General features: G+C 67.4%; 20 protein-coding genes. 15 read left to right on the top strand and 5 right to left on the bottom strand.

All coding sequences use genetic code 11. The features are described 5' to 3' along the window. Positions 1-6: 6 nt before the first annotated feature. The 4 genes from BOQ54_RS03020 to BOQ54_RS03005 are packed head-to-tail and all read right to left on the bottom strand — an operon-like array spanning position 7 to position 4,117. Positions 7-984 carry a TAXI family TRAP transporter solute-binding subunit gene (locus tag BOQ54_RS03020; RefSeq protein WP_055459670.1) on the bottom strand — a complete coding sequence of 326 codons (978 nt, stop codon included), beginning with the start codon at positions 982-984 and terminating at the stop codon, positions 7-9. 25 nt (positions 985-1,009) lie between these two features. Beyond that, positions 1,010-1,882, bottom strand: a complete 873-nt coding sequence (locus BOQ54_RS03015) for a 3-keto-5-aminohexanoate cleavage protein (RefSeq protein ID WP_071923223.1) — start codon at positions 1,880-1,882, stop codon at positions 1,010-1,012. After that, a complete protein-coding gene (locus tag BOQ54_RS03010) occupies positions 1,879-3,213 on the bottom strand; it encodes an aspartate aminotransferase family protein (RefSeq protein ID WP_055459672.1) in 1,335 nt (444 codons plus the stop codon). Before BOQ54_RS03010 ends, BOQ54_RS03015 begins: the two co-directional genes overlap by 4 nt. A 7-nt stretch (positions 3,214-3,220) precedes the next feature. After that, positions 3,221-4,117 (bottom strand): MurR/RpiR family transcriptional regulator, encoded by an 897-nt coding sequence (locus BOQ54_RS03005; RefSeq protein ID WP_055459673.1) that lies wholly within the window; start codon positions 4,115-4,117, stop codon positions 3,221-3,223. A gap of 181 nt (positions 4,118-4,298) precedes the next feature. Here BOQ54_RS03005 and BOQ54_RS03000 point away from each other — a divergent pair, with 181 nt between their 5' ends. The 9 genes from BOQ54_RS03000 to BOQ54_RS02960 all read left to right on the top strand — a co-directional run bounded on the left by BOQ54_RS03000 (position 4,299) and on the right by BOQ54_RS02960 (position 13,759). Continuing rightward, positions 4,299-5,183, top strand: a complete 885-nt coding sequence (locus BOQ54_RS03000; protein WP_063188312.1) for a MurR/RpiR family transcriptional regulator — start codon at positions 4,299-4,301, stop codon at positions 5,181-5,183. Between the two features lie 464 nt (positions 5,184-5,647). Next, a complete protein-coding gene (locus BOQ54_RS02995) occupies positions 5,648-6,796 on the top strand; it encodes a mandelate racemase/muconate lactonizing enzyme family protein (protein WP_063188311.1) in 1,149 nt (382 codons plus the stop codon). 9 nt (positions 6,797-6,805) lie between these two features. Further along, positions 6,806-7,567: a creatininase family protein gene (locus tag BOQ54_RS02990; RefSeq protein ID WP_071923222.1), complete on the top strand. Its 762-nt coding sequence runs from the start codon at positions 6,806-6,808 to the stop codon at positions 7,565-7,567. Positions 7,568-7,610: 43 nt separating this feature from the next. Continuing rightward, positions 7,611-9,146: an ABC transporter substrate-binding protein gene (locus BOQ54_RS02985; protein WP_071923221.1), complete on the top strand. Its 1,536-nt coding sequence runs from the start codon at positions 7,611-7,613 to the stop codon at positions 9,144-9,146. 293 nt (positions 9,147-9,439) lie between these two features. Continuing rightward, complete coding sequence (locus BOQ54_RS02980; protein WP_071923220.1) at positions 9,440-10,381, top strand: ABC transporter permease; 942 nt, start codon at positions 9,440-9,442, stop codon at positions 10,379-10,381. Beyond that, positions 10,381-11,238 (top strand): ABC transporter permease, encoded by an 858-nt coding sequence (locus BOQ54_RS02975; protein ID WP_071923219.1) that lies wholly within the window; start codon positions 10,381-10,383, stop codon positions 11,236-11,238. Before BOQ54_RS02980 ends, BOQ54_RS02975 begins: the two co-directional genes overlap by 1 nt. 3 nt (positions 11,239-11,241) lie before the next feature. After that, positions 11,242-12,291: an ABC transporter ATP-binding protein gene (locus BOQ54_RS02970; protein WP_071923218.1), complete on the top strand. Its 1,050-nt coding sequence runs from the start codon at positions 11,242-11,244 to the stop codon at positions 12,289-12,291. Between the two features lie 5 nt (positions 12,292-12,296). Beyond that, the gene (locus BOQ54_RS02965) at positions 12,297-13,304 is read left to right on the top strand and encodes an ABC transporter ATP-binding protein (RefSeq protein WP_055459899.1); all 1,008 of its coding nucleotides are present in this window, start codon (positions 12,297-12,299) and stop codon (positions 13,302-13,304) included. Beyond that, positions 13,301-13,759: a RidA family protein gene (locus BOQ54_RS02960; RefSeq protein ID WP_063188300.1), complete on the top strand. Its 459-nt coding sequence runs from the start codon at positions 13,301-13,303 to the stop codon at positions 13,757-13,759. Before BOQ54_RS02965 ends, BOQ54_RS02960 begins: the two co-directional genes overlap by 4 nt. A 227-nt stretch (positions 13,760-13,986) precedes the next feature. On the opposite strand, the gene topA is transcribed toward BOQ54_RS02960, so the two are convergent. After that, positions 13,987-16,638, bottom strand: a complete 2,652-nt coding sequence (topA, locus tag BOQ54_RS02955; protein ID WP_071923217.1) for a type I DNA topoisomerase — start codon at positions 16,636-16,638, stop codon at positions 13,987-13,989. Between the two features lie 304 nt (positions 16,639-16,942). Between topA and rplS the strand changes: the two genes are divergently transcribed. The 6 genes from rplS to leuD all read left to right on the top strand — a co-directional run bounded on the left by rplS (position 16,943) and on the right by leuD (position 20,806). Continuing rightward, positions 16,943-17,329, top strand: coding sequence for a 50S ribosomal protein L19 (gene rplS / locus BOQ54_RS02950; RefSeq protein WP_055459900.1), 387 nt, complete (start codon positions 16,943-16,945; stop codon positions 17,327-17,329). Between the two features lie 217 nt (positions 17,330-17,546). Next, positions 17,547-17,684 (top strand): hypothetical protein, encoded by a 138-nt coding sequence (locus BOQ54_RS19960; RefSeq protein ID WP_157672649.1) that lies wholly within the window; start codon positions 17,547-17,549, stop codon positions 17,682-17,684. A 171-nt stretch (positions 17,685-17,855) separates the two neighbouring features. Continuing rightward, positions 17,856-19,259 carry a 3-isopropylmalate dehydratase large subunit gene (gene leuC, locus BOQ54_RS02945; RefSeq protein ID WP_063188295.1) on the top strand — a complete coding sequence of 468 codons (1,404 nt, stop codon included), beginning with the start codon at positions 17,856-17,858 and terminating at the stop codon, positions 19,257-19,259. 139 nt (positions 19,260-19,398) lie between these two features. Beyond that, the gene (locus BOQ54_RS02940) at positions 19,399-19,653 is read left to right on the top strand and encodes a hypothetical protein (protein ID WP_055459684.1); all 255 of its coding nucleotides are present in this window, start codon (positions 19,399-19,401) and stop codon (positions 19,651-19,653) included. Between the two features lie 18 nt (positions 19,654-19,671). Beyond that, positions 19,672-20,097 carry a metallopeptidase family protein gene (locus BOQ54_RS02935; protein ID WP_055459685.1) on the top strand — a complete coding sequence of 142 codons (426 nt, stop codon included), beginning with the start codon at positions 19,672-19,674 and terminating at the stop codon, positions 20,095-20,097. A gap of 103 nt (positions 20,098-20,200) precedes the next feature. Further along, positions 20,201-20,806 carry a 3-isopropylmalate dehydratase small subunit gene (gene leuD / locus BOQ54_RS02930; protein WP_055459686.1) on the top strand — a complete coding sequence of 202 codons (606 nt, stop codon included), beginning with the start codon at positions 20,201-20,203 and terminating at the stop codon, positions 20,804-20,806. Positions 20,807-20,902: the final 96 nt, after the last annotated feature.

The following is a 20,902-nucleotide window of genomic DNA, read 5'->3' as shown; positions in this document are numbered from 1 at the left end:
TTCATCTTACATCAGGCCGGCTTCCTTGAAGTACTTCTCCGCGCCTGGGTGCAGCGGCGCCGACAGGCTCTGCTTGACCATCTCCTCCTTGGTCAAGGTGCCGAACGCAGGATGCAGGCCCTTGAACTGGTCGAAGTTCTCGAAAACCGCCTTGGTGAACTCGTAGACAACGTCTTCGGGCACCTTGGCCGAGGTCACCACCGTGGCACCGACGCCGAAGGTCGTCGTGTCCTCGGCTGAACCCGGATACATGCCGCCGGGAATGGTAGCCATGCGGTAGTAGGGGTTATCGGCGACGAGCTTCTCCACCTCGGCACCGTCGACGTTGACGAGCACGCTCTCGCAAGACGAAGTCGCCTCCTGGATCGAACCGTTAGGATGGCCGACGGTGTAAACGATGGCGTCCACCTTGTTGTCGCACAGCGCCTGGGCCTGCTCCGCCGGCTTCAACTCAGAGGCGAGCGAGAAGTCGGACGTCTTCCAGCCCTTGGCCTCGAGCAGCACCTCGGTCGTCGCCCGCTGACCCGAGCCCGGGTTGCCGATATTGACGCGCTTGCCCTTGAGATCGTCGAAGGTCTTGGCATTCGCGTCCTTGCGCGCCAGCACCGTATAGGGCTCGGCGTGCAGCGAGAACACGGCACGCAGGTCCTTGTCGGCGCCCTGGTCGGCGAAGTTGGCCTTCCCGTTATAGGCATTGAACTGCACGTCGGACTGCACGACGCCGAACTCGAGCTCGCCCGAGCGGATGGCGTTGACGTTGAACACGGAGCCGCCGGTTGATTCGACCGAGCAGCGGATGCCGTGTTCCTTGCGCTTCTGGTTCATGAGCCGGCAGATGGCGCCGCCGGCCGGATAATAGACGCCCGTGACGCCGCCCGTGCCGATGGAAATGAACTTCTGATCCTGGGCAGCGGCGCCACCGGCGGCGGCAAGGCCGATGGCCCCCGCCGCAGCGGCCGTTGCGAAAATGGACAGGATACGCATGTCTGGACCTCCCTCTATGGTCAGATCATCCGGGAACCCTTGACGAGGCCCCGCTCATCGCCCCGGCCGGTACTGGCGGCAGGGGCGTGTGCCAAAGGCGGCGCAGGTCGTCCGCGCTGGCGAGCGGACGGGCGCTGCCGGCAGCGGCCGCGACGGCCGCCGCGACAGTTGCGCCGTTATGGGGCGCGACGCGCCCCTCCGGCAATATCAGATTGTTCTCGAAGCCGATGCGCATATGCCCGCCGTGGGCAACCGCGGCAGCGGCGCAAGCCGCCTCACGCCGCCCGAAGGCGCAGACCATGAACGGATGGCGCGCAAGGCCTGCCGTGAGGAAGGCGTCAAGATCGCCCGGCGCTGCCTCCCGTCCGGCGTAGCTGCCGAGCACGGCGAGCACGTTTGGCCGCGGCGTGTCCGGGATGATCCCGCGCGCCATGACGTCGTCGAGCCGGGCGAGCTCCTCTGCACTGTAGACGATGATCTGCGTCAGGACGGGCCGGATGGCGAGCCGGGCGAAGAAGCGGCCAGCCGCAGTCTCCGCAGCAACATCGGGCATGATCTCGCGCAGCGCAATCGAGACGCTCTCGGGCACCAGGTCGTCGACGAGCGCCATCTGCGCCGCCGGGGCATAGCGCCCGACGGCCTCGGTGGTGATCTGCACCACCATGGCCTCGCCCACCGCGGCGCGCACGGCGCGCGTCGCCTCGCGGTACAGATCCGCATCGAGGACGTGGCGCCCCTCGCCGTCGCGCACGTGAAGGTGGATCGCCACGGCGCCCGCCGCTCGGCAGCGGGCGGCCTCGCGGGCGAGTTCCCTGGCCGTCAGCGGCAGTGCCGGGTGATCGGCCTTGCCGCGCCGGGCGCCATTGGGCGCCACCATGACAGCGAAGGGAGCGGTCATGCACGCACCTCTGCGATGGCCCCGTCAACGGCAGCGGCCAGCTTGTCGACGATCTCCTCGACGTGGGACGCAGCGATGATGAAGGGCGGCGCCAGCAGGATGTGGTCGCCGCTGACGCCGTCGGCCGTACCGCCGGCAGGATAGCACATCAGCCCGGCCTCCATGGCCTTGGCCTTGACCCGCGCATTGAGCCTGTCCTGCGCGGCAAAGGGCTGCTTCGTCTCACGATCGGCGACCAGCTCGACGCCGATGAAGAGCCCGCGGCCGCGGATGTCGCCGACATGGGCGTGCTGGGCGAATCGCTGTCCCAGCGCCTCGGCCAGTCGAATGCCCTGCTTGCGGCAGTTGTCCAGCAATCCTTCGGCCTCGATCGCCCGTTGCACGGCGAGCGCCCCTGCACAGGCGCTCGCGTGGCCGATATAGGTGAACCCGTGCTGGAAGCCCTCGGGAGATAAGGCAATCGTATCGTAGATCGTGCTCGACATCAGGCATGCGCCGATGGGTTGATAGCCGGCGCCGAGGCCCTTGGCGCAGGTGACGATGTCGGGCGTGACGCCGTCCTGCTCGCAGGCGAAGAGCGTGCCGGTACGGCCCATGCCGCTCATCACCTCGTCGAGGATCAGCAGGATGCCGTAACGGTCGCAGATCTCGCGGATGCGGCGGAAATACCCGGGCGCCGCCGGCACGGCGCCCAGCGTCGCGCCCACCACCGTCTCGGCGACGAAGGCCATGACCGTACCGGGACCGAGGCGTAGGATCTCGGCCTCCAGCGCCGCCGCGGCGCGCTCGCCATAGGCCCCCTCGCTCTCGTCGTCGCGGCGATGGCGATAGGCGTAGCAGGGCTCGATGTGGGAGACCTCGATGAGCAGCGGCTCGTAGACGGCGCGACGGCCGGCATTGCCGCCGACGGCGAGCGCCCCGAGCGTGTTGCCGTGGTAGCTCTGCCGGCGGGCGATGATGCGCGAGCGCTCGCGCTCGCCCCGGTTCCAGAAATATTGCCGCGCCAGCTTGAAAGCCGTCTCGTTGGCCTCCGAGCCGCCGGAGACGAAATAGACATGGCTGATGCCGGCCGGCGCGCGCTGCGTGAGATGCTCCGCCAGGGCCTCTGCCGGCTCGTTCGTGAAGAAGGAGGTGTGCGCATAGGGCAAGGCGTCGAGCTGTGCCTTGATGGCCTCGATGACGCTGCGGTGCGAATGGCCAAGGCAGGAGACGGCCGCGCCGCCGGAGGCGTCGAGATAACGGCGCCCGACCGAATCGATGACATAAGGCCCCTCGCCGGCGACGGCGACGGGCAGCGGGATCCGGGTCTGGCGGTGCAGGATGCGGGTCATGATGCGTTCAACTCGTTGCGGAAGGCTGGCTCAGGTCGTCGGCGTCGCTCCAGTACGCGCCGGCCGACTGCAGGTGTTGCTCGCGGCCGGCGACGGCGGCGAGCGCCTCAGGTCCGAGGCGGGCCATGACGAGAGACACGAGGGTCTCGACGACGGCCATTGTGCCGACCTGCGACTGCAGCAGCGAAACGCCGCCGTCCCCCACGAGAACCACATGGCCGGCGGCGCGGCCGAGCGGCGAGAGCGCGCTGTCGGTGATGGCGATGACCGTCAGCCCCTGCCGGCTCGCCTGCCGGGCCACGAGTACGGTCTCCCGCGTCAGCGGCGCGACGCCGATGGCGACGAGCACGTCGCGCTCGTCGCAATGGTCGAGCGCATCGACGCCGAGCCCGCCGACGCCAGCGAGCGGCAGCACCCCTTCACGGAACAGCGCAAGCGAATAGGACAGGGCGAAGGCTGGCGGAAAACTGCTGCGCAGGCCGACGACAGCGATGCGCCGGGCCGCCGCGAGGCTTTCTGCCGCCGTAACGAGAATCGCCGCCTGCGGCGGGGCGAGCGCCGCATCGACCGTGACATGCGCCGCGGCCTGCGTCGCAGCAACCAGCATCGCCGCATCTGAGCCGGCCCGCGCCATGATGGACTGCGCCCGCGCGGCGAAGGGCCCGACGGGACGCGCCTTCCACTGCGCGCGCAGGACGTCGCGGAAATCCTCGTAACGCTCGTAACCGAGCATGCGCACGAGCCGCAGGAGCGAGGCGGGCGAGACGCCGGCGGCGGCCGCGAGTTGACGCATGGACATAAGGGCGCCGTCGTCGGGGTGGCGCGTCAGGTGCTGGGCCGCCTTGCGCAGTTGCGGCGGCAAATCGTCGAACAGCCGAGCCAGTTGCCGGTCGATCGTGTCCACGGACGCCCCGATGCAGCCGATGAAGCAAACGTTTCATTATGCCCGCACCATAAAACATCTGCGTCAATAAGAGTCATCGCTATCGGCGGCGGCGGACCCGGAATTGTCGCGCGCCCCCGTTTGGCGCTACCGTTCGTCGCGGCCACCGGGCCGCCACGCGCCGCGGAGAGCTAAAGACAGCATGCGCAATCCCACCAGCCTGATCGACCGCATGCGCCTCGAACTGCCGGAGATGAATCGGGCCGACCGGGCAGTGGCGGACGTCATCCTCCATGACATCGACGCCGCGACGCGCCTCAGCACCAGGGAGCTCGCCGGCAAGGCCGAGGTCAGCGAGCCGACCGTCATCCGCTTTGCGCGGCGGATGGGCTGCGAGGGCTTCACGGATTTCAAGATCCGCCTGGCGCAGGACTACGCCATCGGCCGCATGTATCTGGTTGCCGAACGGTCAGTGCCGGCGGAGACCGGGCGTGAGGTCGCCGAGCATGTCTACGAGGCGACGGCACAGGCGCTCGCCAGTGCCTTCTCGCAACGCGATCCGGCGGCATTGGAGGCGGCGGCGGAGATACTGGACAAGGCGCGCCGCATCTTTTGCTTCGGCGTCGGCGGCAGCTCGGCCAACGTCGCGCAGGAAGCGGAGAACAGGCTTTTCCGCCTCGATCTCGCCGCCTCTGCCACGGCCGATCCCTACAAGCAGCGCATCATTGCGGCGACGGCGGGACCGGGCGATGCCCTGCTCATCTTCTCCGTCACCGGCAAGCCGCGCTCGCTCGTAGACGCGGCGGAGATCGCCCGCGGCCTCGGCGCCGCCGTGGTCTCGGTGACCGCGCCCGGAACCCCGCTCGCCGGCCATTCGACATTGGTTGTCCCCCTCGTCGCCTTCGACGAGGAAAAGTTCTTCTACATGCCGAATCGCGGCCGCTACGGCCAGCTGTTCGTGCTCGACTGCCTGGCGACACTGATCGGCGCGCGGCGCATGAAGAGCGTCGCCAAGAAGCTCTGGCGCGCCCGCATGACCCTTGTCGACCTGCACGGCTCGACCGAGAGCCAGCCCGTTGGCGACTGAGCGCTGCAAGGCGCCTCCCGCCTTGACGGCCCACAAACGGCCGGCAGCTCTGGCCTCCGGCGCCGTCATGCCGGCGCGTGTCGCGGGCATCCACGCCTTGAAAATGAGAACAACGTCAAAGGCGTGGATGGCCGGGACGAGCCCGGCCATGACGAGGCCCATGCGCGCTCCACAGCGCGCCAGCCGCGGGCACGTAGCCGGAACCCTCAATAGGTAGTTAAATTACATTCTCTCTCCCCACGTCCGAAACCCCGGAAATTGCCAGCAACTCGGCCGCAAAATCCTGGGAACGGCAAAATTTTCTTATTTCATCGATAATTACATCCGAGTTCCCTACCCGTCGGGATGCGCCCACCCACCCCAATCGAGCCAGTCAAGATCCCTCAGCCGCCCTCCCGATTGACAGGTCAGTAATAAAACTACATCATACGCTCATTCCAATTCCAGACTGGCGAATGCGAAGCATGCAGCGCTCCGACAAGACCATCGTTTCCTTCCGTTTCGACGAAGTCGTCGTCCCGGCCCATCCGGGCGTGATCAATTCGGAGAGCCTTGCAAAGCCGCTCCACATGCTGCCGGTCGGCGGCAAGGCGGCATGGAGCACCCAGTTCGACGAGCTGCCGAAGCTCATCGTGCGCATGACGCTTGCCGACGGCACGGTCGGCCTCGGGGAATTCTACCGCGACCATGAGTGGCCGCGCATCGAGGCGATCTGCGCCAACCTGCTCGGCACCTCGATCCTCGACCTCCCCCTGCAGGATCTGCCGCTGCCGCTGTGCCGGGAATATGATGGCTTCGAATGCGCGCTCTGGGACGCCTATGCGAAGTCGCTCGGCGTGCCGATGCATGCGCTGCTCGGCGGGGCCATCCGTGACCGCGTCGCCGTCAGCGCCTGGTCGAGCCACCGCACGCAGGAGGAGGTCGGTCCCTGGGTGCGCCGCTACTGGGAACAAGGCTACAAGGTCATCAAGTTCAAGTGCGACCTCGAGGACGACGTCGCCGGCTGGTGCGCGCGTATCAAGGAGCACGCGCCGGGGATGAAGGTGCTCTTCGACCCCAACCAGCGCTGGGAGAATGCCGGCAACGCGCGGCGCATCATCCGCGAGCTCGAGGCCGTCGGCAACGTGCTGCTGCTCGAGGACCCGCTGCCGCGCTGGATGCTGCTCGACTTCGCAGAGCTGCGACGCTTCTCCTCGATCCCGATCGTGCTGCACGTCTCGCTGCCCTACGTCTACCAGGGCCAGCGGCCGCACGACGCCATCAATGCCATCGCTCACAATGCCGTCGACGGCTTCAACTTCAACGGCGGCCTCGCCAAGTTCCAGGCGCTCGACCATATCGCCGCGACGGCCGGCCTCTATTGCTGGCACGGCTCGGAGGTGGACCTCGGCATCCTCGAGGCCATGTACGTGCACCAGTCGGCGGCGGCGAAGAGCTGCGTGTGGCCGGGCGACATCTTCGGCCGGATGATCCGCACGCACGACCTGCTCGAGAAGCCGCTCGCCTTCGAGCCGCCGTTCGTGCGCATCCCCAGCGACGGCCCGGGTCTCGGCGTGAAGCTCGACGAGGCGGCGCTCGCACGGTTCCGCACCGCCGAACGCACCATCTCCTGAGGGCGGCCGATGCGCTGGGAAAAGTTCACGACGAACGAGATCGCCGGCCTCGACCGGTCGACCCCGGTTGTCCTCAACATCGCCGCCATCGAGCAGCACGGCCCGCACCTGCCGCTCGATACGGATGCCGCGATCGGCGCCCATTTCCTCACCCGGCTCGACGAAACGCTGGGTGAGAAGGTGCTGATCCTGCCGCAGGTCAAGGTGTGCTGCTCCGAGCACCACATGGATTTCGCCGGCACGCTCAGCATCCGTCACGAGACCTTCCTTGCCTATGTCGGCGACATCCTCGAGAGCGTCGTGCGGCACGGCTTTCGCAATCTCGTGCTGTTGAACAGCCACGGCGGCAACCAGGCTATCGGCCAGGTGCTGCTGGAGAGCTTCGGCGCCCGCCACCGCGACTGCCGTATCGCCATGCTGACCTGGTGGCGGCTCGCCGCGCCCGAACTCGAAACGATCCGCGAGAGCGATTTCGCAGGCATCAACCACGCCTGCGAGTTCGAGACCTCGCTGATGCTCCATGCGGTGCCCGACAGCGTGCGGAGCGCGCTCGTCAGCGGCATGAGCTATGCGCCGACGCACGACTGGGCCCAGGCCGACATGATCCGCGGCAGCCGCGGGGCCATGTTCCGCTCCATGCACGAGATGTCGCATGGCACCGGCGTCGTGGGCGATCCGTCGAAGGCGACCGCAGAGAAAGGCGAGAGGATCACCGCGGCTGTGGTGAACCAACTCGTCCGCGTCGTTTCGACCCTCCAAGAAGCGCGCTGACGGCGCGCGTCTTTCACCGGCAACCAACAGAGGGGTGCGCCACATGTTCAGAAAATTGGTCCTGGCGGGGCTCGCGGCCACGAGCCTCTCCTTCGCTGCCACGCCACCGACCCTCGCGCAGGAGCGCGGCGGCGTCATCAATGTGGCCATGATCGGCGAACTCGCCTCGCTCGATCCGACCGTCGCGACGGGCGACCTTCTCGGCACCGTCACGCAGCACTTCTTCGAGACGCTGTTCACCTTTGACAAAGAGTGGAATGTCACGCCGCTTCTGGCGGAGAAGCTGCCGGAGGTGTCGGCCGACGGCCGCGTCTACACCATCACCCTGCGCAAGGGCGTGACGTTTCACGACGGCAGCGCGATGACGGCAAAGGACGTCGTCGCCTCCCTGCACCGCTGGCTGGAACTCGCCGCGCGCGGCAAGCTGGTGCAGCCGAACCTCGCCGGGCTCGAGGCGGTCGACGACCATACCGTCCGCCTCAGCCTGAAGGAGCCGTTCGCGCCGCTCGCCGCGCTGCTCGCCTTCAACAATTCCGCGGCCATCATCCTGCCGGCCGGCAAGATGGACAACCCGCTCAAGGAATACGTCGGCACCGGCCCCTACATGCTCAAGGAGCGCAAGGCCGACCAGTACATCCAGCTCGTGCGCTTCGACGGCTATCAGGCGCGCGAGGGCGACCCGAACGGCTTCGGCGGGGCGCGCAAGCAGTACCTCGACGAGATCCGCTTCGTGCCGGTGCCGGATGCGAACACACGCGTCGAGGGGGCCATCGCCGGCCAGTACGACTATGCCGACCTCCTGCCCGTCGAGGCCTACGACCGGCTCAACGGCCAGGACAAGACCGAGCCGCTCCTGCTGAAGTCGTTCGGCTGGCCCATGTTCATCATGAACAACAAGCAGGGCATGATGACGAAGCTGGAAATGCGCAAGGCCGTGCAGGCCGCGCTCAACGCGGACGACATGCTCGCCGCCGCCTTCGGCAAGCCGGAGTTCTATACCGTCGACGGCGCGCTCTACCCGGAAGGCTATTCGTGGCGCACGGATGCCGGCACCGAGGCCTACAATCTGGGCGACCCGGAGAAGGCCAAGGAACTCGCCAAGACGGCCGGCTACGACGGCAAGCAGCCGATCCGCATCCTGACCAGCCGCCAATATGAGTTCCACTACAAGATGGCGCAGGTCGCGGCGGAATATCTGAAGGCGGCTGGTCTCGCCGTCGAGTTGCAGGTGGTCGACTGGGCGACGCTGGTGCAACGCCGCGCCGATCCCGCCCTGTGGGACATCTTCATCACCCACAGTCCTTTCCTGCCCGATCCGGCGCTGATCGCGCCGCTGCCGGCGACCTATCCGGGCTGGTGGGACAATCCCGAGAAGGAAAAGCTGCTCGTCGCCCTCAACGCCGAGCTCGACCAGAACAAGCGCGTCGCGCTCTTCACTGACCTACAGAAGCTGCTCTACGATCAGGCTCCTCTCTATAAGGTCGGCGATTTCAGCGCCCTCTCGGCCAAGTCGCCGAAGCTCAAGGGCTACGAAGCCTCGCCCTGGCCGTACTTCTGGAACGCCTATCTGGAGAAGTGAGCCTGAGCCGGCACAGGCCGGCGGTGCACGCCCCTCCTGCCTGTTCCACGAATTGGCGCGGAGGGGCGGGGGGAAGGGAGGAAGGCGGAGCAGCGTGCCGGCGCTGGCCGGACATGTCAGCCTTCCAGCATCGATCGGAACGGTCCGGCGGGCGCCGCCGACCCTAGCCCCGCCCTGCCGCAAGCTAGGGGAGGGAACCCGGCGCGCCCGACTGGTTCCGCCCACTGCCAGAACGCCATAGTCTTTTGTCCCGGGATTGTGATGCCGCTCATCTCCCGGCAGCGAGTGGAGCGATGACCCGCTACATCCTGCAGCGCCTTCTCGGCATGCTCGCCGTGATGTTCACGGTGGTGACGATCGTCTTCATCATCGTGCGCATCGCCCCGGGCGACCCGGCTGCCGTCATGCTGGGGCCGGACGCGACGCCGGCCGACATCGCCGCGCTGCGCGCCCGCCTCGGGCTCGATCAGCCGCTCGTGGTGCAGTATCTCTTCTTCCTCGGCCAGCTCATCAAGGGCGACCTCGGCCAGTCGATCTTCCTCGACATGCCGGTGACGCGGGCGCTCGCCGAACGGGCCGAGCCCACCTTCTTCCTGACGCTGTTCTCTATTCTCATCGCCAGCGCCATCGCGCTGCCGGTCGGCATCCTCTCCGCCTACAAGCGCGGCACGCTGTTCGACCAGGCGGTGACAACCTTCGCCATGTTCGCGGCGAGCATCCCGAGCTTCTGGCTCGGCCTCGTGCTCATCCAGATCTTCGCGGTCAGGCTCGGCTGGTTTCCGGTCGCGGGCTACGGCGGGCCGGATGCGTCCTTACTCACGCGCCTGTCGCATCTCGTATTGCCGGCGGTGGCCCTCGGCATTGTGTCCTCGGCGCTGATCACACGCTTCACCCGCGCCTCGATGCTCGACGTGCTCAACGACGACTACGTGCGCACCGCCCGCTCCAAGGGTATGGGCGAGTTCCGCGTCGTCATGAGGCACGCCTTCAAGAACGCACTCATCCCCGTGCTCACGGTCATCGGCCTCACGGCTGCCCTCCTCGTCTCGGGAGCCGTGGTGACGGAGACGGTGTTCAGCCTGCCGGGCGTCGGCAACCTCGTCGTGTCGGCGGTGCTCCGGCGCGACTATCCCGTCATCCAGGGCGCGCTGCTCGTGATCGCGGCGATCTACGTGCTGATCAATTTCGGCATCGACATGCTCTACATCCTCATCGATCCGCGGGTGCGCTACTGATGGCCGCTGTCAGCATCACCCCCGCGCCGCGCCTCACGACGCTCATGCTGCAGCGCAAAACGCTGGCGATCGGCCTTGCCGTGATCCTCGCCATCGCGCTCTTTGCCTTGCTCGCGCCGCTGATTGCGCCCTATGCGCCGAACAAGTTGTCGATCGTCAACCGCCTCAAGCCGCCGAGCGGCACCTATTTCTTCGGCACCGACGAATTCGGCCGCGACATCTTCAGCCGCACGATCTACGCCGGCCGCCTGTCGCTGACGGTGGGCGCAGCCGCGACGGTGTTCGCATGCGTCATCGGTATCACGCTCGGCCTCGCTGCCGGCTTCTTCCGCCGCGCCGACACGGTGATCGCGCGCATCATCGATGCGATGATGGCCTTCCCGGACATCCTGCTCGCCATCGCGCTCGTCGCCGCGCTCGGGCCGTCGCTCACCACCGTCATCGTGGCGCTCGGCATCGTCTATGCGCCGCGCCTCGCCCGCATCGTGCGCGCCTCAACGCTGGTGATCCGGGAGCTGCCTTACGTGGAGGCGGCGCGGGCGCTCGGCGTGCCGACCTGGCGCATCATGACGCGCCACGTGCTGCGCAACCTCGTCTCGCCCATCCTCGTGCAGGCGACCTTCATCTTCGCCTATGCCATGCTGGCGGAGGCGAGCCTGTCCTTCCTCGGCGTCGGCGTCAGCCCCGAGATCCCGACCTGGGGCACGATGATCGCCTCCGGCCGGCAATATGTCGGTCAGGCCGACTGGATGACGATCTTCCCCGGCGTCGCGATCATCCTGTCCGTCCTGTCGCTGCAGCTCGTCGGCGACGGCCTGCGCGACCTCCTCGACCCGCGCCTTCGAAAGGACCTCTGAGCGATGGCCGCCGTCCTTTCCGCCCCCTCCCCGCTCACCGCGACGCTACCCGAGGACGTCGTCCTCAGGGCCGAGGACCTGCACACCCACTTCATCGTCGGCGAGCGCGCGGCGAAGTCCGTCGACGGCGTGACGCTGACGGTGCGCCGGGGCGAAACGCTCGCCGTCGTCGGCGAATCTGGCTCGGGCAAGTCGGTGACGAGCCTGTCGATCATGCGCCTCCTCGCCCATCCCGGCCGCATCGTCGCAGGGAAAATCCTCTACCGGATGCGCGACGGCACGGTCGTCGATCTCGCGACCTTGCCGGAAAAGCGCATGCGCGCCATCCGCGGCAAGGAGATCGCCATGATCTTCCAGGAGCCGATGACGAGCCTCAACCCGCTCTACACCGTCGGCGACCAGATCATGGAAATGATCCGCCTGCACGAGCCGCTTTCCCGGCACGAGGCGCGCCGGCGGGCGCGGCAGATGCTCGAGCTTGTCGAGATCCCGGCGGCCGAGAAGCGGCTCGACCAATATCCGCACGAGATGTCGGGGGGCATGCGCCAGCGCGTGATGATCGCGCTCGCGCTCTCGTGCAACCCGGCCCTCCTCATTGCCGACGAGCCGACGACGGCGCTCGACGTCACCATCCAGGCCCAGATCCTCGACCTGATGCGCCGCCTGCAGCGCGACATCGGCATGAGCATCCTGTTCATCACCCACAATCTCGGCGTCGTCGCCGAGATTGCCCACGAGGTGGCGGTGATGTATGCCGGCCGCGTGGTCGAGCAGGCCCCGGTCGAGGCGCTCTTCGCGCGGCCGCGCCACCCCTATACCAAGGGCCTCCTCGCCTGCATCCCCAACCCGGAGCGCGACCGGGCGGCGGACGGGGCGCGGCTGATGTTGAACCCCATCCCCGGCAACGTCCCGAGCGTGCTCAACCTGCCGCCGGGCTGCACCTATGCGCCGCGCTGCCCGCTCGTCGAGCCACACTGCGAGCGCGAGGCGCCGGGCCTCGTGCCGGCCGGCCCCGGCCACCTCTCCCGCTGCTTCAGGCACGAGTTGCTGTGACCGTCATGAGCCAGTCTCCATCCCCCGCAGGCGGCGATGTCCTGCTGTCCGTCCGCAATCTCTCCAAGCGCTTCCACACGGCGAGCGGTCCGGTGAAGGCGGTCGAGGACGTCTCCTTCGACGTTGGCCGTGGCCGCATCGTCGGCATCGTCGGCGAATCGGGCTCGGGCAAGACCACCGCCGGGCGCTGCATCCTGCGGCTCGTCGAGCCGTCGGAGGGCGAAGCGGTCTTCGACGGAGTCGACCTGTTCAAGCTTCCGGAGCGGGCGCTGCGCGCCTATCGCCGGCGCATGCAGATCATCTTCCAGGACCCCTATTCCAGCCTCAACCCGCGCATGCGTGTCGGCGACATCATCGGCGAGGCCATCGACACGCACGGCCTCGCCAAGGGTGCGGCGCGGCAGGCGCGCATCGCGGACCTCCTGACCCGCGTCGGCCTCAGCCCGGAACATGCGCGGCGCTATCCGCACGAGTTCTCCGGCGGCCAGCGCCAGCGCATCGGCATCGCCCGCGCGCTTGCCGTCGAACCCGAGCTCATCGTCGCCGACGAGCCCGTGTCGGCGCTCGACGTCTCGGTGCAGGCGCAGGTGCTCAACCTCATCCAGGAGCTGCAGAAAGAGCTGGGCCTCACCATGCTCTTCATCTCGCACGACCTCACCGTCGTCGAATATCTGTGCGACGACATCGTGGTGCTCTACCTCGGCCGCATCCTGGAGCAGGGCCCGTCGCGCGAGGTCTATGCCAATCCGCGCCATCCCTATACCAAGGCGCTTCTCTCGACCGCGCCGATCCCCGATCCGACGGTCCGGCGCGAGCGCGTCATCCTTCAGGGCGACATCCCGAGTCCGCTCGACCCGCCGTCCGGCTGCGTCTTCCGCACGCGCTGCCCCTTTGCCATCGAGGCCTGCGCCAGGGCCGTGCCGCCGCACGAGAGCGTCTCGCCCGGCCATTCCGTCGCCTGCATCCGCCAGGCGGAACTCGCCACTCCTGCCACGCAGAAGGTCACCGCATGACGCCCTACCAGCGCCTCGCCGATCTCGGCCTCGCCCTGCCACCCGCACCGAAGCCTGTCGCGACCTATGTGCCCTTCGTGCAGGAGGGCAACCTCCTCTTCCTCTCCGGCCAGGGGCCGCGCGAGGCGGACGGCCGTCAGCGCACCGGCAAGGTCGGCGACGAGATCGGCGTCGCGCAGGCCTATGACGATGCGCGACTGACCGGGCTCAACCTGCTCGCCGTGATGCACGAGGCGCTCGGCGACCTTGCCCGCGTGCGGCGCGTGGTGAAGCTGCTCGGCATGGTCAATGCCGTGCCGGATTTCGGCGACCATCCGAAGGTCATCAACGGCTGCTCGGATCTCTTCGTCGCCGTCTTCGGCGAGGCCGGCCACCACGCCCGCTCGGCCGTCGGCTTCGGCTCGCTCCCGAACAACATCACGGTGGAGATCGAGGCGATCGTGGCGGTGGATTGAGCGAAGGCTCGCTGGCTCCCGCGCAACCGTCATGCCCGCGCCCGTCGCGGGCATCCACGCCTTGGAAAGCTGTGCAACGTCAAAGACGTGGATGGCCGGGACGAGCCCGGCCATGACGGCGGGAGCGGTGCGCTCCCGGTTCGGTCAGCATCAGGGGAAGAAGGCAGGCCGGCAGTGTCTATGCCGTTCGGTCGTTCATGTCCCAAGGGAGAAGAAGCTGCCGACCGCTATTCCCCCGCTGCCGCCTTCTTCGTTGGTTTGCCGGCTGCCTTTTTAGCGGGCGCCTTTTCAGCCGGCTTCTTTGCAGCAGCCTTCTTCGCAGGAGCCTTCTTGGCGGCCGGCTTCTTCGCCGATGCCTTCTTGCCGCCGTCGGAGGCGCGCTTGGCGCGGATGAGGGCGATGGCCTCCTCCAGCGTCAAGGCGTCCTTGTCCATGCTCTTGGGCAGGGTGGCGTTGGTCGTGCCGTCGGTGACGTAGGGCCCGTAGCGGCCGGCCTTGACGCTGAGCTGCTTGCCGCTCTCCGGATCTTCGCCCAGCACCCGGCCCGGCTCGGCCGCGCCGCCGCGGCGTCCGCCGCCCTGCTCCTTCGTGATGATCAGGTCGATGGCCCGGTTGGCACCGATGTCGAGCACGTCGTCGTCCTTGCCGAGATTGGCATAAGTTTTGTCGTGCTGGACGTAAGGCCCGAAGCGGCCGATGCCGGCGAGGATCGGCTTGCCGCTCTCGGGGTGTGTCGCAACCTCGCGCGGCAGCGACAGCAGCTTCAATGCCTTTTCGAGGTCGACGAGATCCGGCGCAAGGCCCTTGGGCAGCGTCTGGCGCTTGGGCTTGTCGCCTTCCCCGAGTTGCACATAGGGGCCGAAGCGGCCGTCGCGCAGCGTGACGTCGAGCCCCGTCTCAGGGTCCTTGCCGAGGGTGCGCGGGCCGCTGTCGGCGGCGGCGCTCGCCTCACCGTCTCCGTTCGCGGCGAGCTGGCGCGTGTAGCGGCACTGCGGATAATTGGAGCAGCCTATAAAGGAGCCGAACTTGCCGAGTTTCAGCGACAATTGACCCGTGCCGCAGCTCGGGCAGGCGCGCGGGTCGCTGCCGTCCGCCTTCTTCGGGAAGATGTGCGGCCCGAGCTCCTCGTTGAGAGCGTCGAGCACCTCGCTCATGCGCAGGCTCTTCGTCTCGTCGATGGCGGCGATGAAGTCGCGCCAGAAATCGCGCAGCACCGTCTTCCAGTCGATCTCGTTGTTGGAGACGCGGTCGAGTTGCTCCTCGAGGTCGGCCGTGAAGTCGTATTCGACATAGCGACGGAAGAAGCTCTCGAGGAAGGCCGTGACGATCCGGCCCTTGTCCTCGGGCACGAGGCGCTTCTTGTCGATCTCGACATAGCCGCGCTCCTTGAGCACGGCGAGCACGGCCGCATAGGTCGAGGGCCGGCCGATGCCGAGCTCTTCCATGCGCTTGACGAGGCTCGCCTCGGTATAGCGCGGCGGCGGCTCGGTGAAATGCTGCGTCGCGCGGATCTCGCGCTTCTCGAGGGCATCGCCGGCCTTCATGGCAGGCAGGCGGCGGCTCTCTTCATCTTCCTCGTCGTCGCGGCCTTCCTGGTAGAGCTTCAGGAAGCCGTCGAAGGTCACCACCTGGCCGGTGGCGCGCAGCTCGAGAAGGCGACCGCCGGCCCTTGCCTCGATATCGACCGTGGTGCGCTCAAAAACGGCCGATTCCATCTGGCTCGCCACGGTGCGGGTCCAGATGAGCTCGTAGAGCCGCGCCTGATCGGGGTCGAGCTGGCGCGCCACCATGGCGGGGAGGCGGCCGAGATCGGTGGGGCGTACCGCCTCATGCGCCTCCTGCGCGTTCTTGGCCTTGGTCGTATACTTGCGCGGCACGCCGGGTACATAGGCGTCGCCGAACTCCTTGGCGATGACGCGGCGGGCGCCGGCAACCGCCTCCGGGGCCATGTCGACGCCGTCGGTACGCATATAGGTGATGAGGCCGACCGTCTCGCCGCCGATCTCGACGCCCTCGTAAAGCCGCTGGGCGAGCTGCATGGTGCGCGCCGGGGCGAAGCCCAGCTTGCGCGAGGCCTCCTGCTGCAGGGTGGAGGTCGTGAACGGCGGTTGCGGGTGGCGCTTGGCGGGCTTGGCCTCGACGGCGGTGACACGGAAAGCCGCCGTCTCGAGCAACTTCCTGAAGGCTTCAGCCTCCTCGCCCTGGCCGATGTCGAGACGGGCGATCTTCTTGCCGTCGGCACCGACGAGGCGAGCCTCGAAGGTCGCGCCCGCGTCCGTCTTGAGGACGACGACGAGCGACCAGTATTCGCGCGGCACGAAGGTCTCGATCTCGCGCTCGCGGTCGCAGACGAGGCGCAGCGCCACCGACTGCACGCGCCCGGCGGAACGGGCGCCGGGCAGCTTGCGCCACAGCACCGGTGAGAGGTTGAAACCGACGAGATAGTCGAGCGCACGACGGGCGAGATAGGCATCGACCAGCGCCTGGTCGATCTGGCGCGGCTGGCGCATCGCCTCCAGCACCGCATCCTTTGTGATGGCGTTGAAGGTGACGCGCTCGACGGCCACGTCCTTCAGCACTTTCTTCTGGGTCAGCGCCTCGACGACGTGCCAGGAGATCGCCTCGCCCTCTCGGTCCGGGTCGGTGGCGAGAATGAGCTTGTCCGCCCCCTTCACCGCCCTCGCGATGTCGGACACGCGCTTCGACCCGCGGTCCTCCAGTTCCCAGACCATGGCGAAATCGGCCTCGGGATCGACCGAGCCGTCCTTGGCCGGCAGGTCGCGGATGTGCCCGAACGAGGCCAGCACCTCGTAGTCCTTGCCGAGGTACTTGTTGATCGTCTTAGCCTTGGCGGGGGATTCGACGACAACGACTTTCATCAAGAATTCCTCGGCGAGCCTTCAAGGAAAATGCGGGCGGCCGGCGTTACCACGGCCGGCGGGCGGACTAGTTGAGTGAAAGGGAGCGCGGAGTCAAATGGCAAGGCGATGACAGCGGCGCAAGAGGCGCGCGGCGCCAGCGGGGCTGCAGCGTCGGAACCAACGCTGTTGCGCCTTTCGCGCACGGTTCTTATCGACAAGGACGAGAGCCTCGTGTATAGGGCGCCACCAACTCAGAACAGCGTCGCCGAAACGCTCGTGTCCGCGGGGCTTTCCTTCGGGCATGCCGGCAGGAGTGATCGACATGAACATCATCGAAGAGATCAACAGGGAACAGATCGCCAAGCTCACGGAAGCCAAGTCCATCCCGGACTTCGAGCCCGGCGACACGGTGCAGGTCAACGTGCGCGTCAAGGAAGGCGAGCGCAGCCGCGTGCAGGCCTATGAGGGCGTGTGCATCGCCCGTGATGGCGGCGGCATCAACGAGAGCTTCACCGTCCGCAAGATCTCCTATGGCGAGGGCGTCGAGCGCGTGTTTCCGCTCTATTCGCCGCTGGTCGAGTCGATCAAGGTCGTGCGTCGCGGCAAGGTGCGGCGCGCCAAGCTCTATTACCTGCGCGATCGCCGCGGCAAGTCGGCCCGCATCACCGAGCGCGCAGAGCGCCGCGCCGAAAACAACGCCAGCGAGTGATCCCGCTCGATCATGGCCGGCGGCACCACCGCCGGCACCGGGACGTTCAGGAAGCGCGGCCTCTCGCCGCGCTTTTTCATTTCCATCGCCGGCTTCGGCGCGGCTCGCGCGGGAGCCATGCCAAGGCAGAGCGTGCGGGCGCGTTGTCGCTGCCGTTTTGATCTGTTAAAAACGGCGCGGAATGATGAGGCGCGGGCGCTCCATATGCCGGCCCGACGTGACGGCTTGCCGTCTGACGTCGCAGCCGCTGCCGACGACGCAGGAATTTGCGGCGCTGCACGATCACGCCCGCCTGCCGTGGCGCTTCTTCGCGCGCCTCCTGGCCTGCACGATCGCCGACCTTCGCCGCGCCTGAGCCGGTGCCCGTCAGGGCGCCCGCCAGGCACCGCGCCCCGCGAGGGGGACGGCCGCAGGAGCGGCCCGTGACGCGGGTGAACATGTCCCGGCCGGCGAAACGGAGGCGGGACATCCAAGCGACAAGAGCACCGATGGCAGCCGCCATCACAGCATGAGAAGCCGAAAGCCCATGACAGCGCGCACCCTCTACGACAAGATCTGGGACGATCACGTCGTCGACACCCAGCCCGACGGCACCTGCCTCATCTACATCGACCGCCACCTCGTGCACGAGGTCACCTCGCCGCAGGCCTTCGAGGGCCTGCGCGTCGCTGGCCGCAAGGTGCGCGCGCCGCAGAAGACACTCGCGGTCGTAGACCACAACGTGCCGACCACCGACCGCTCGCACGGCATCGAGGATCCGGAAAGCGCATTGCAGGTGGCGACGCTCGCCGACAATGCGCGCGACTTCGGCGTCGAATATTACAACGAGCTCGACCAGCGTCAGGGCATCGTCCACGTCGTCGGCCCCGAACAGGGCTTCACACTGCCGGGCACCACGATCGTGTGCGGCGACAGCCACACTTCGACCCACGGCGCCTTCGGCGCCCTCGCCCACGGCATCGGCACCAGCGAGGTGGAGCACGTGCTCGCCACGCAGACGCTGATCCAGAAGAAGGCGAAGAACATGCTGGTCCAGGTCGACGGCGCCCTGCCCGAGGGCGTCACGGCCAAGGACATCATCCTCGCCATCATCGGCGAGATCGGTACCGCCGGCGGCACCGGCCACGTCATCGAATATGCCGGTGAGGCGATCCGCTCGCTGTCGATGGAAGGCCGCATGACCGTCTGCAACATGTCGATCGAGGGCGGCGCCCGCGCCGGCCTCGTGGCGCCGGATGAGAAGACCTACGCCTATCTTAAGGACAGGCCGAAGGCCCCGAAGGGCGCGGCCTGGGCCGAGGCCGTGCGTTTCTGGGAGACGCTGCGGACGGACGAGGGCGCCCATTTCGACGCCGTCATTCGACTCGACGCGGCGAATCTGCCGCCGATCGTCACCTGGGGCACGAGCCCGGAGGACGTCATCTCGATCAACGGCGTGGTGCCGAACCCGGATGACATCCAGGAGGAGACGAAACGCCAGTCGAAGTGGCGAGCGCTGGAATACATGGGCCTGAAGCCGGGCACGAAGATCACCGACATCGCGCTCGACCGCGTCTTCATCGGCTCCTGCACCAACGGGCGCATCGAGGATCTGCGCGAGGTGGCGCGCATCGTCGCTGGCAAGGCAGTCAACCCCAACGTCAACGCCATGATCGTGCCGGGCTCCGGCCTCGTGAAGATGCAGGCGGAGGCCGAGGGTCTCGACAAGATCTTCAAGGCGGCCGGCTTCGACTGGCGCGAGCCCGGCTGCTCCATGTGCCTGGCCATGAATGCCGACAAGCTGAAGCCCGGCGAGCGCTGCGCCTCCACCTCGAACCGCAACTTCGAGGGACGGCAGGGCTTCAAGGGCCGCACCCATCTCGTCTCCCCCGCCATGGCGGCGGCGGCGGCGATCGCGGGCCATTTCGTGGACGTGCGCAGCTTCGGCTGAGGCCGGCGCGCAGGGGGACGGCCGGGGGCAGGGTCGTCCTCTTGCGAAGGCACGAAAACGATCATGGCGACATCCCGGCCCGCGACGCTGCGGTGCAGGGACGCGGGACGCCGGAAGCGAGGCCTGCAAGGTGGTCGCGATGACAGGCGATGACGAGAAGCGGCAGCGCGAGGCGCGTGACGCACTGGACCGGGTGGAGCGGGACAGCGAGACGCTCGCCTCATCCTCCCTCGGCCGCGCGACGCGGCGCCTCGGCGCGCATTTCTCTGGCCGCGACGCGGACCATCCGGACGACGACCGCATCGAGGTGTGGGGCAAGCGTATCGGCCGCCTCCTCGGCCTCGTGCTCCTCGTCTATCTCGCCTATGCGCTGATACAACAGCTGGCACACTGACCCATGGAAACGGGGCCCATGAGCACGAGCCGGAACACAGACCACCTGCACGGCCTGACGGCCCCGGGCATCGATGCCTTCGAGGACCTCGCCCAGACGGCTTTCGACGCCCTGCCGGAAGATTTCCGCCGCCTGTGCGACGGCGTCCTCATCCGCGTCGAGGACTTCCCGGACGAGGAAACCATGGAGGAGATGGGCTGCGAGAGCCCGTTCGACCTCCTCGGCCTCTTTCGCGGCTACGGCCTTGCCCAGCAGGGCGCGGTGCCGATGTCGGGGCAGATGCCCAACATGGTCTTCCTCTACCGCCGGCCGATCCTCGACTACTGGGCCGAGCATGAGGAGACGCTCGGCTCCCTCGTCACGCATGTCCTCGTGCACGAAATCGGCCACCACTTCGGCCTCTCGGACGAGGACATGGAAGCGATCGAGGCCGCGGCGGGGTGACCGGCGCGGCCGCCGGCTGCGCTAGGCGCGCCAGGCCGGCTTTGGTATGACACTGGGCAAACAAGGTCGCCGCGGCGGCCGCAGACGGACAGAAGAGCGAAAGATGGAGAAGTTCACCACCCTGACGGGCGTCGCGGCGCCGCTCGAGATCGTCAATGTCGACACCGACATGATCATCCCGAAGCAGTATCTGAAGACCATCAAGCGCACAGGCCTCGGCAAGGGTCTGTTCGCGGAGATGCGCTATAAGGAGGACGGCTCGGAGAATCCCGACTTCGTGCTCAACAAGCCTGCCTACCGCAAGGCGCAGATCCTTGTCGCGGGCGACAACTTCGGCTGCGGTTCCTCGCGCGAGCATGCGCCGTGGGCACTGCTCGACTTCGGCATCCGCTGCGTGATCTCCACCTCGTTCGCCGACATCTTTTACAACAACTGCTTCAAGAACGGCATCCTGCCCATTACGGTGTCACCGGAAGACCTCGACAAGCTGATGGACGACGCCCGCCGCGGCGCCAACGCGACGCTGACCATCGACCTCGAGGCGCAGGAGATCCGCGGACCGGACGGGGGCAAGGTCAGTTTCGAGATCGACGCCTTCCGCAAGCACTGCCTGCTCAACGGGCTCGACGACATCGGGCTCACCATGGAGAAGGCCCCGAGCATCGAGGCCTACGAGAAGAAGACTGCGACCGTGCATCCCTGGCTCTGAGAGGGGCGCGAGGGGCGGCGACGTGAGAGGCGGCGGCTCCCTCTTTCAGCAAGCGCGAAGAGAATTTGCCACGAGCCCGGCCTGTCCGGGTTCTCA

The organism is Chelatococcus daeguensis (assembly GCF_001887265.1).
Taxonomy (GTDB): domain Bacteria; phylum Pseudomonadota; class Alphaproteobacteria; order Rhizobiales; family Beijerinckiaceae; genus Chelatococcus_A; species Chelatococcus_A sambhunathii.
Note: the sequence above shows the minus strand (reverse complement) of the source record. Positions and strands in the feature narration are given on the sequence as shown.

What these genes read in the sequence shown, in the direction of transcription:
- BOQ54_RS03020 (WP_055459670.1), bottom strand. Translation starts at nt 984, where the DNA reads ATGCGTATCCTGTCCATTTTCGCAACGGCCGCTGCGGCGGGGGCCATC.
- BOQ54_RS03015 (WP_071923223.1), bottom strand. Translation starts at nt 1,882, where the DNA reads ATGACCGCTCCCTTCGCTGTCATGGTGGCGCCCAATGGCGCCCGGCGC.
- BOQ54_RS03010 (WP_055459672.1), bottom strand. Translation starts at nt 3,213, where the DNA reads ATGACCCGCATCCTGCACCGCCAGACCCGGATCCCGCTGCCCGTCGCC.
- BOQ54_RS03000 (WP_063188312.1), top strand. Translation starts at nt 4,299, where the DNA reads ATGCGCAATCCCACCAGCCTGATCGACCGCATGCGCCTCGAACTGCCG.
- BOQ54_RS02995 (WP_063188311.1), top strand. Translation starts at nt 5,648, where the DNA reads ATGCAGCGCTCCGACAAGACCATCGTTTCCTTCCGTTTCGACGAAGTC.
- BOQ54_RS02990 (WP_071923222.1), top strand. Translation starts at nt 6,806, where the DNA reads ATGCGCTGGGAAAAGTTCACGACGAACGAGATCGCCGGCCTCGACCGG.
- BOQ54_RS02985 (WP_071923221.1), top strand. Translation starts at nt 7,611, where the DNA reads ATGTTCAGAAAATTGGTCCTGGCGGGGCTCGCGGCCACGAGCCTCTCC.
- BOQ54_RS02980 (WP_071923220.1), top strand. Translation starts at nt 9,440, where the DNA reads ATGACCCGCTACATCCTGCAGCGCCTTCTCGGCATGCTCGCCGTGATG.
- BOQ54_RS02975 (WP_071923219.1), top strand. Translation starts at nt 10,381, where the DNA reads ATGGCCGCTGTCAGCATCACCCCCGCGCCGCGCCTCACGACGCTCATG.
- BOQ54_RS02970 (WP_071923218.1), top strand. Translation starts at nt 11,242, where the DNA reads ATGGCCGCCGTCCTTTCCGCCCCCTCCCCGCTCACCGCGACGCTACCC.
- BOQ54_RS02965 (WP_055459899.1), top strand. Translation starts at nt 12,297, where the DNA reads ATGAGCCAGTCTCCATCCCCCGCAGGCGGCGATGTCCTGCTGTCCGTC.
- BOQ54_RS02960 (WP_063188300.1), top strand. Translation starts at nt 13,301, where the DNA reads ATGACGCCCTACCAGCGCCTCGCCGATCTCGGCCTCGCCCTGCCACCC.
- topA (WP_071923217.1), bottom strand. Translation starts at nt 16,638, where the DNA reads ATGAAAGTCGTTGTCGTCGAATCCCCCGCCAAGGCTAAGACGATCAAC.
- rplS (WP_055459900.1), top strand. Translation starts at nt 16,943, where the DNA reads ATGAACATCATCGAAGAGATCAACAGGGAACAGATCGCCAAGCTCACG.
- leuC (WP_063188295.1), top strand. Translation starts at nt 17,856, where the DNA reads ATGACAGCGCGCACCCTCTACGACAAGATCTGGGACGATCACGTCGTC.
- BOQ54_RS02940 (WP_055459684.1), top strand. Translation starts at nt 19,399, where the DNA reads ATGACAGGCGATGACGAGAAGCGGCAGCGCGAGGCGCGTGACGCACTG.
- BOQ54_RS02935 (WP_055459685.1), top strand. Translation starts at nt 19,672, where the DNA reads ATGAGCACGAGCCGGAACACAGACCACCTGCACGGCCTGACGGCCCCG.
- leuD (WP_055459686.1), top strand. Translation starts at nt 20,201, where the DNA reads ATGGAGAAGTTCACCACCCTGACGGGCGTCGCGGCGCCGCTCGAGATC.